This window comes from Pseudomonas fluorescens (assembly GCF_902497995.1).
GTDB classification, from domain to species: Bacteria; Pseudomonadota; Gammaproteobacteria; order Pseudomonadales; family Pseudomonadaceae; genus Aquipseudomonas; species Aquipseudomonas fluorescens_BK.
The window spans coordinates 157,428-165,382 of the sequence record NZ_CABVII010000016.1; the positions used below are offsets into that span (position 1 = coordinate 157,428).

The 7,955-nt window shown below is 63.0% G+C and carries 6 protein-coding genes; 4 read left to right on the plus strand and 2 right to left on the minus strand.

Going from position 1 to position 7,955, the window contains the following annotated elements:
- Nucleotides 1-10: 10 nt before the first annotated feature.
- Nucleotides 11-2,041, minus strand: coding sequence for a sigma-54 interaction domain-containing protein (locus tag F8N80_RS19570; RefSeq protein WP_191632951.1), 2,031 nt, complete (start codon nucleotides 2,039-2,041; stop codon nucleotides 11-13).
- Nucleotides 2,042-2,228: 187 nt separating this feature from the next.
- On the opposite strand from F8N80_RS19570, the gene F8N80_RS19575 reads away from it, so the two are divergent.
- The 3 genes from F8N80_RS19575 to F8N80_RS19585 all read left to right on the plus strand — a co-directional run bounded on the left by F8N80_RS19575 (nucleotide 2,229) and on the right by F8N80_RS19585 (nucleotide 5,062).
- The gene (locus F8N80_RS19575; protein ID WP_150784514.1) at nucleotides 2,229-3,251 is read left to right on the plus strand and encodes a Gfo/Idh/MocA family oxidoreductase; all 1,023 of its coding nucleotides are present in this window, start codon (nucleotides 2,229-2,231) and stop codon (nucleotides 3,249-3,251) included.
- On the plus strand, nucleotides 3,248-4,036 hold the full coding sequence (locus F8N80_RS19580) for a TIM barrel protein (RefSeq protein WP_150749153.1): 789 nt from the start codon (nucleotides 3,248-3,250) through the stop codon (nucleotides 4,034-4,036). The genes F8N80_RS19575 and F8N80_RS19580 overlap by 4 nt, the downstream gene beginning before the upstream one ends.
- Before the next feature lie 99 nt (nucleotides 4,037-4,135).
- A complete protein-coding gene (locus F8N80_RS19585; RefSeq protein ID WP_150749152.1) occupies nucleotides 4,136-5,062 on the plus strand; it encodes a sugar ABC transporter substrate-binding protein in 927 nt (308 codons plus the stop codon).
- A gap of 37 nt (nucleotides 5,063-5,099) precedes the next feature.
- Here the strand turns inward: F8N80_RS19585 and F8N80_RS19590 are convergent, their stop codons facing one another.
- Nucleotides 5,100-6,008, minus strand: coding sequence for a LysR family transcriptional regulator (locus F8N80_RS19590; RefSeq protein WP_150749151.1), 909 nt, complete (start codon nucleotides 6,006-6,008; stop codon nucleotides 5,100-5,102).
- Between the two features lie 107 nt (nucleotides 6,009-6,115).
- Between F8N80_RS19590 and gcl the strand changes: the two genes are divergently transcribed.
- Nucleotides 6,116-7,891 carry a glyoxylate carboligase gene (gcl, locus tag F8N80_RS19595; protein ID WP_150749150.1) on the plus strand — a complete coding sequence of 592 codons (1,776 nt, stop codon included), beginning with the start codon at nucleotides 6,116-6,118 and terminating at the stop codon, nucleotides 7,889-7,891.
- Nucleotides 7,892-7,955: the final 64 nt, after the last annotated feature.

Here is a 7,955-nt window from a genome sequence, read left to right on the forward strand (position 1 = left end):
AGCGGCCCCGTCAGCGCTCGGGGCCGGCACGGAACGCGTCGGCACTCAGGCCGAACCGGGTCATCTTGTTGTACAGCCCGCCCCGGGAAACGTTCAGTTGCCTGGCGGCCAGGCGGATGTTGCCGCGGGTGTCCGTGAGGGCTGCGATGATCGCATTCATTTCATGGGTGCCGAGGTCCGGGGCGGCCTGAGGTGCAGGCAAGCTCCCCGGCGCCGACGGCCGTAGTCGTTGCTTGATTTCCAGCGGCAGATCCTCTGGCTGGATCAGCGCGGTCGTCGCCAGATTGGTCGCGCGCTCGATGGTGTTTTCCAGCTCGCGAACATTGCCCGGCCAGCCGTAGGCCGCAAGAATTTCCAGGGCCTGGGGCGAGATGCCCTGTACCGATTTGCGCAGCGACCGGGCACACCGCCCGAGAAAATGTCGCGCCAGCAAGGGAATATCTTCCCGGCGCATCCGCAACGGCGGCACCGTCAGGTTCAGGACGTTGAGCCGGTAGTAAAGGTCCTCACGGAAGGCGCCCTCGGCCACGGCCTGGCTCAGGTTGCGGTGGGTGGCGGCGATGATGCGCACATCCACCTGCTGGGATTTTTTTGCGCCCACCCGCGTCACCTCACCTTCTTGCAAAACCCGCAGCAGGCTGACCTGGGCATCGAACGCCATGTCACCGATTTCGTCGAGGAAGATGGTGCCGCCATCGGCCAGTTCGAACTTGCCGGCAGAGCCGCCGCGGGCCGATCCGGTGAAGGCGCCCTCGACATGCCCGAACAGTTCGCTCTGCACCAGATCCCGCGGAATGGCCCCGCAATTGACCGCCACGAACGGGCCGCTGCAACGTTCGCTGGCGTTGTGGATGGCCTGGGCGAACAGCTCCTTGCCGGTCCCGCTTTCACCGAGGATCAGCGTGGTCGAATCACTGCGACTGGCGATCCGCCCCAGGTGCAACGCGTCCTGGATCGCCCGCGAACTGCCCTGGATGGTCTCGAAGGTGTAGCTGGCTTGAGTGCCGATGAGACGCCGGGTAATTTCGCGGATACGCCGGTTCTCGCGCAACGAGACAATGCGCCCACCCTGCTCCAGTGCGCACACCGACACCAGGCACGCCAGCTGGCTGCGATCATGCAGCTCGAAGGTGCATTCCAGGTCTCTTATCCCTTCATACTGCTGCCCTTCCCCGCCGCGCCGCAGCATCTCATCGGTCAGTTCGCTCTGGCCCAGGCGCTGGAACGGGCTGCCCAGCAGATCGCGGCCGACGCGGAACAACTGCCGGGCATAGCGATTGAGCGCCTTGATGCAGCCCCGCTCATCCAGCACCACCAGGCCCTCGTTGAGCACTTCCAGCACGGTTTGCTGCTCTTCGAGCAAGGCCTGCAACGCCATCTGCCGCGCGACCGCTTCGGCCGCCGCCTGGACGGTGCCGAGGGTGTGGAAATGAAACCAGCCCGGCTCCGCGGTCAGGGTCAGCATGGCGAGGGTCCTGCCCTGAGCATCGCGGATCGGCGCGGCGGCACAATGCATGCGACGCCGGCGCAGGCCGCTGCCGAAATTTTCCTCGGCCAGCACATACACCAGTCGATCTTCGGCAAGCGCCAGTCCCGTGCAATTGGTGCCCTGTACCGACTCCAGCAGCCGGCTGCCTACAGGCGTAAGGTCCAGGCCGCAGAAATACAGGGTCGTGCCGTCGGCGTCGGTCAGGTTGATGTGGCCCCTGGGGTTGTAGGCCAGCAAGCCGCGCATGACCTCCGCCGCCGCGGCGATCAACACACGATTGGCCGCCAGCGTCGCGGCCAGCACGGCGGGGGCGACAAACCGGTACTGGCCATCATCCGGATCAAGACCGGCACTGACACTGCGTACCCAGGAGTCCCAAATCAGCTGCCTGACCCCGCAAGGTCGATCCCTGCGACCGTTCAGGCACGCCAGCCAGGCCTCGTCCAGCTCGGCGATCGGCCCTTCGTTCAACGATGCAGGACCCAGAGCGGTGATGTAATCGAGGTCTTGCTCGCTGAAAGCCATCAACTGTGGGCTCACCATCATCGGCATCCATGTTCATATTTTTGACATGTCATTATAGACATGTCATTCGAATGAACACTTATTTCAAGCCATCTCAACAAACTCCTTAAATATCAATAGCTTAAATATTGGCACAGCCTTTGCTCCTTGCTCTGTACCAGCGAGGACATTCCTGCTGTCTCGTCATTGAATAACAAAAAAAAGGAGTCATTTCATGAGCACGTCCAAAATCATCCGCCTGGGTCTCATCGGTGCCGGCCGCATGGGCAGCTTTCACGGCCTGACGGCCGCCCGGCACATTCCCGGCGCCTGCCTCGCCGCCATCGCCGACCCGACCCCCGGCCAGGCCGCGCGCCTGGCGGCCGAGCTGGGGGTGCAGAAGGTCTATACCGATCCACAGCAACTGCTCGATGACCCGGAAATCGACGCGGTCCTGATCGCCGCCCCGGCTCGCAGCCATGCCGAGCTGGTGATCAGTGCGGCCCGGGCCGGCAAAGGCGTGTTTTGTGAAAAACCCATGGCCATTACCCTGGACGAGGCCGACCGCGCCATCGCCGCCGCCGCCGATGCGCGCGTGCCGCTGCAGGTCGGTTTCAACCGGCGCTTTGCCAAAAGCTTTCGCACGGCCCACCTCGACGTGGTCGCCGGCCGTATCGGTACTCCGCAACTGCTGCGCTCACTGACGCGCGATCCGGCGCTGAACAATCCGGCTGCTTCGCCGCAGTGGGTGATTTTCCTCGAAACCCTGATCCATGACTTCGATACCCTGCGCTACCTGAACCCCGGCGCCGAAGCGGTCGAGGTGTTTGTCATGGCCGATGCCCTGATCGCACCGGATTACAAGGACAAAGGATTTCTCGACACCGCAGTGGTCACGATCCGTTTCGACAACGGCGCCATCGCCACGGCCGAGGCCAATTTCCAGGCGGTCTATGGCTACGATGTCCGGGGTGAAGTGTTCGGCAGCGCCGGCATGCTGAGCATGGGCAGCGTCAATGACGGCGACCTGGTGCGCTACCTGGCCAACGGCATCCAGGCCGACACCCAGCGCCTGGACACCGACCTGCTGCGCGATGCCTATGTGGCCGAGCTCAATCACTTTGTCGACTGCCTGCGCACCGGCGCAAAACCCCTGGCCAGCGGCGAAGATGCCCGGGCGGCACTGGCCATTGCCCGCGCCTGTATCGAATCCTTCCAGCAAGGCAAGACCGTACGCGTGCAAGGAGGCCGTCCATGAGTTTCATTCCGTTCAAACTGGCGATCAGTGCCGAAATGGTGTTCCTCGACCTGCCGTTCACCGAACGGGTCAAACGGATTCACGCGCTGGGCTTCAGCGCCGAAATCTGGGACTGGACCCACAAAGACATCGCCGCCCTGGTCGCCACCGGCGCTGACTTCACCTCCATGACCGGCTACATCTCGGGCAACCTGACCGACCCCGAGGATATCCAGCAGCTGCTCGACAGTGCACGGGAATCCCTGGCCGTCGCCGCGCAACTGAATTGCCCGAGCCTGAACCTGCATGGCACGGGCCTGGGCGACAAGGGATTGCCGGTCAAACCGGTGGCCCTCACCACGGGACGCATGTGGTTGAGCGCCTGCAAGACTCTGGAAAAAATCGCTCGCCTGGGCGAAGAGGCAGGCCGGGTATTCCTCCTGGAAAACCTCAATACCGAGGTGGACCATCCCGGCACTCCGTTCGCCCGCGCCGACGATACCCTGGCGCTGATCGAGGCCGTGGGCAGCCCGCATCTGAAAATGAACCTGGACCTTTACCACGCCCAGATCGGCGAAGGAAACCTGATCGAACTGATCCAGCGTGCCGGCAGCGCCATTGGTGAAATCCAGGTCGCCGACGTTCCCGGGCGCATGGAGCCCGGCACCGGCGAAATCCATTACCCGGCCATTGCCAAAGCCCTGTTCGGCATGGGATACACCGGTGTCGTCGGGCTCGAGGGTTGGGCCAGCGGCGACAGCGAAGCGGCACTGGAACGCTTTCGACAGGCCTTCACCCTGGCTTGAGGACACTGGCGCTCCCGGCGAAACCGCTGCCGGGAGCGCCAGAAAGGCTCCTGTCGGTCCTGATGAATGTCGACTCATAACAACAAAAGGAACACCACCATGCGTCGCTGCACTCTGCTTTTTGCCACGCTGTTATCACTCTTCAGCCAATGGGCCGCCGCCGACTATCGCATCGGCGTCAGCATCGCCCGGGTCGACGACAACTTCATGACCTATGTGCGCAGCGGCCTGGAAGAAGCCGCCAAAAAAGATAACGTGCAGATCCAGTTCGAGGACGCCCAGGGCGATGTGGTTCGCCAGCTCAATCAGGTCGAGGGCTTCCTCAGCCAGAACGTGGATGCGGTGATCGTCCTGCCCGTGGATACCGCCGCCACCGCCAACATGACCCGCGCCGCCGTCGCGGCGAAGACACCCCTGGTCTACGTCAACCGCCACCCGGACGAACGCGTGTTGCCCAAAGGCGTAGTCACGGTGGCATCCAATGACATCGAGGCCGGGCAACTGCAGATGCGCTACCTGGCCGACAAGCTCGGGGGCAAAGGCAATGTGGCGATCATCATGGGCGACCTCGCGCAAAACTCCACCCACGACCGCACCGAAGGCGTCAAACAGGTGCTCAAGGACTATCCCGGGATCAAGGTCGTCGAACAACAAAGTGCCGAGTGGCAACGCAACAAGGGGATGGACCTGACCAGCAACTGGCTGCTGGCCGGCAGCCGCTTCGATGCCATCGTCGCCAATAACGACGAGATGGCCATCGGCGCGGCCATGGCCCTGCAGCAAGCCGGCAAAGCCAAGGGCGAGATTGCGATCGTCGGCATCGACGGTCTGCCCGATGGCCTGGCGGCCGTCAAGCGCGGGATGCTGGTCGCCTCGGTCTTCCAGGACCCCAAGGCCCAGGCGACCCGTGCCCTGCAGGCAGCCACCAGTATGATCAAGGGTGAGCCGGTCGAGTCGGATGTCTGGGTGCCCTTTGAGCTGATCACGCCCGATCAGGTGGCGGTGTTCGAGCAGCGTTACAAATAGGTCCGGGAGACACCTGATCGACCGGACATTCGCTGATCTAGCTGCGCACCCAATAACCCGGGCGGCTGTAGACCTCTTTGAGGAAGGCAATGAAGAAGCGCACCTTGGCCGGCAGGTAATGTTGCTGGGGGTACACACCCTGGATGTCGTAGCTGGGCAAGGCGAACTCATCGAGCACCGTGGTGAGTTCGCCGCTTTGCAGCTCGCTCTGGATTTCCCAGACCGAACGCCAGCAAATGCCAAGGCCCTGCTTGGCCCAGTCAAACAGCAGTTCGCCGTCGTTGCAGTAAAGATTGCCGGCCACTTTGACCGCCACCTGCCGGCCGTCTTTCTGGAAGGTCCAGCCCCGGTGTTGCCCTCCCTGCAGGCTAAAAGCCAGACAGTTGTGGTGAGCGAGATCCTCGAGGGTCCGGGGGGTGCCGTGGGCGGCAAAGTAACCCGGTGCACCGCAGACCACCCGGCGGTTGGCGGCCAGGGTGATCGCCACGTAATTGGGGTCCAGCACTTCACCGATGCGAATGCTCATGTCATAGCCCTCGCGCACCAGATCGATGACGTTGTCGGTCAGGTCGAGGGACAGCTTGAGATCCGGAAACCGCGCCTGGAATTCCGGCGCATGCGGGGCCACATGCCGTCGGCCGAAGCCGGCCGGCGCGGTGATCATCAGGTGGCCGCGCACCGCGCCGCGGTTCTCGCTGATGCTCGCATCAATCTCGTCGAACGACTGCAGCAAGACCTTGGCCTGCTCCAGGTAGGCCTCACCCAGTTCGGTGAGCGTCAGCCCGCGGGTTGATCGATGGATCAGCTTGACCCCGAGCCGCTGCTCCAATGCGGTCAGGCGCCGCCCCATGATCACCGGTGTCACGCCGTCGGCCAAGGCTGCGGCCGCAAAGCTGCCACGGGACGCTATGAGCACGTAGCTGCGTAATTCCGTGTAACGATCCATTCGATACTCCTGATACCGACAGAAACGATAAAACTGACAATTCACAAAGCAGGCTAACAAATGGATGCTATCGATGTACAAAAAATATCGAATCCAGGAGAGCCCCCATGCCCCTCATGAAAGCTATCGAAGCCGCCGTCCTGGTGATGCGCCGCGAAGGCATCGACACCGCATTCGGCATTCCCGGCGCTGCGATCAATCCGCTGTATGCCGCGCTCAAGGCATTGGGCGGCATCGATCACGTGCTGGCCCGTCACGTCGAAGGCGCGTCGCACATGGCCGAGGGCTACACCCGCGCCGTGGCCGGCAACATCGGCGTGTGCATTGGCACCTCGGGCCCGGCCGGTACCGATATGATCACCGGCCTGTATTCGGCGTCTGCCGATTCGATACCGATCCTCTGCATCACCGGCCAGGCCCCGCGGGCCCGCCTGCACAAGGAAGACTTCCAGGCCGTGGATATTTCCCGCATCGCCGCGCCGGTGTGCAAATGGGCCACGACCGTGCTGGAACCTGGCCAGGTCCCCTATGTTTTTCAGAAGGCCTTCCAGATCATGCGCAGTGACCGTCCGGGTCCGGTCCTGATCGACTTGCCCTTCGACGTGCAGATGGCCGAGATCGAGTTCGACATCGACGCCTATGAACCCCTGCCCGTGGTCAAGCCCAAAGCCAGTCGCCAACAGGCGGAAAAAGCCATGGCCCTGCTCAATCAGGCCGAACGCCCGCTGATCGTCGCCGGTGGCGGCATCATCAATGCCGACGCGTCGGCCCTGCTGGTGGAGTTCGCCGAACTGACCGGCATTCCGGTGATTCCGACCCTGATGGGCTGGGGCTGCATTCCCGATGACCACCCGCAAATGGCGGGCATGGTCGGCCTGCAGACATCCCACCGTTACGGCAACGCAACGATGCTCGAATCGGATGTAGTGATCGGCATCGGCAATCGCTGGGCCAACCGGCATACCGGCTCGATCCCGGTGTACACCGAGGGGCGCCGGTTCATCCACATCGACATCGAGCCCACCCAGATCGGCCGGGTATTGATGCCGGAACTGGGCATCGTCTCGGACGCCGGCAGCGCCCTGCTCATGCTGCTGGAAGTCGCCCGTGAATGGCATACGGCCGGTCGCCTGAAAAACTTCGCAACCTGGCTGAGCAGTTGCCAGGAACGCAAAGCCCGCCTGCAACGCAAGACGCACTTCGACAACGTGCCGATCAAGCCGCAACGGGTGTATGAAGAGATGAACCGCTTTTTCGGCCAGGACACCTGCTACGTCAGCACCATCGGCCTGTCGCAGATTGCCGGCGCGCAGTTCCTTCACGTCTACAAGCCCCGCCACTGGATCAATTGCGGTCAGGCCGGGCCATTGGGCTGGACGATTCCGGCGGCGCTGGGCGTGGTCAAGGCCGACCCGCAGCGCCAGGTCGTTGCGCTGTCCGGCGACTACGACTTCCAGTTCATGATTGAAGAGCTCGCGGTGGGCGCGCAGTTCAAGTTGCCCTACATTCATGTGGTGGTGAACAACGCCTATCTCGGGCTGATTCGCCAGTCCCAGCGGGGTTTCGACATGGACTATTGCGTGCAGCTGGCGTTCGACAATATCAATGCCCCGGAACTCGAAGGCTACGGGGTCGACCACGTCGCAGTCGCTGAAGGACTGGGCTGCAAGGCGTTGCGCGTAACCGATCCGGCGCATCTGCAGGCCGCCTTCGCCGAGGCCCGCGAGCTCATGGCCCGGCATCGCGTGCCCGTGGTGGTCGAAGTCATTCTGGAGCGCGTCACCAACATCGCCATGGGCACCGAGATCAACGCCGTCAACGAATTCGAAGACCTGGCGCTGGTCGGCAACGATGCGCCAACGGCGATTTCGTTGCTCGATTAACGGCTGACCGCTCCCCCCTGTAGGAGCGAGGCTTGCCCGCGAAGGCGTCGTACCATTCAACATT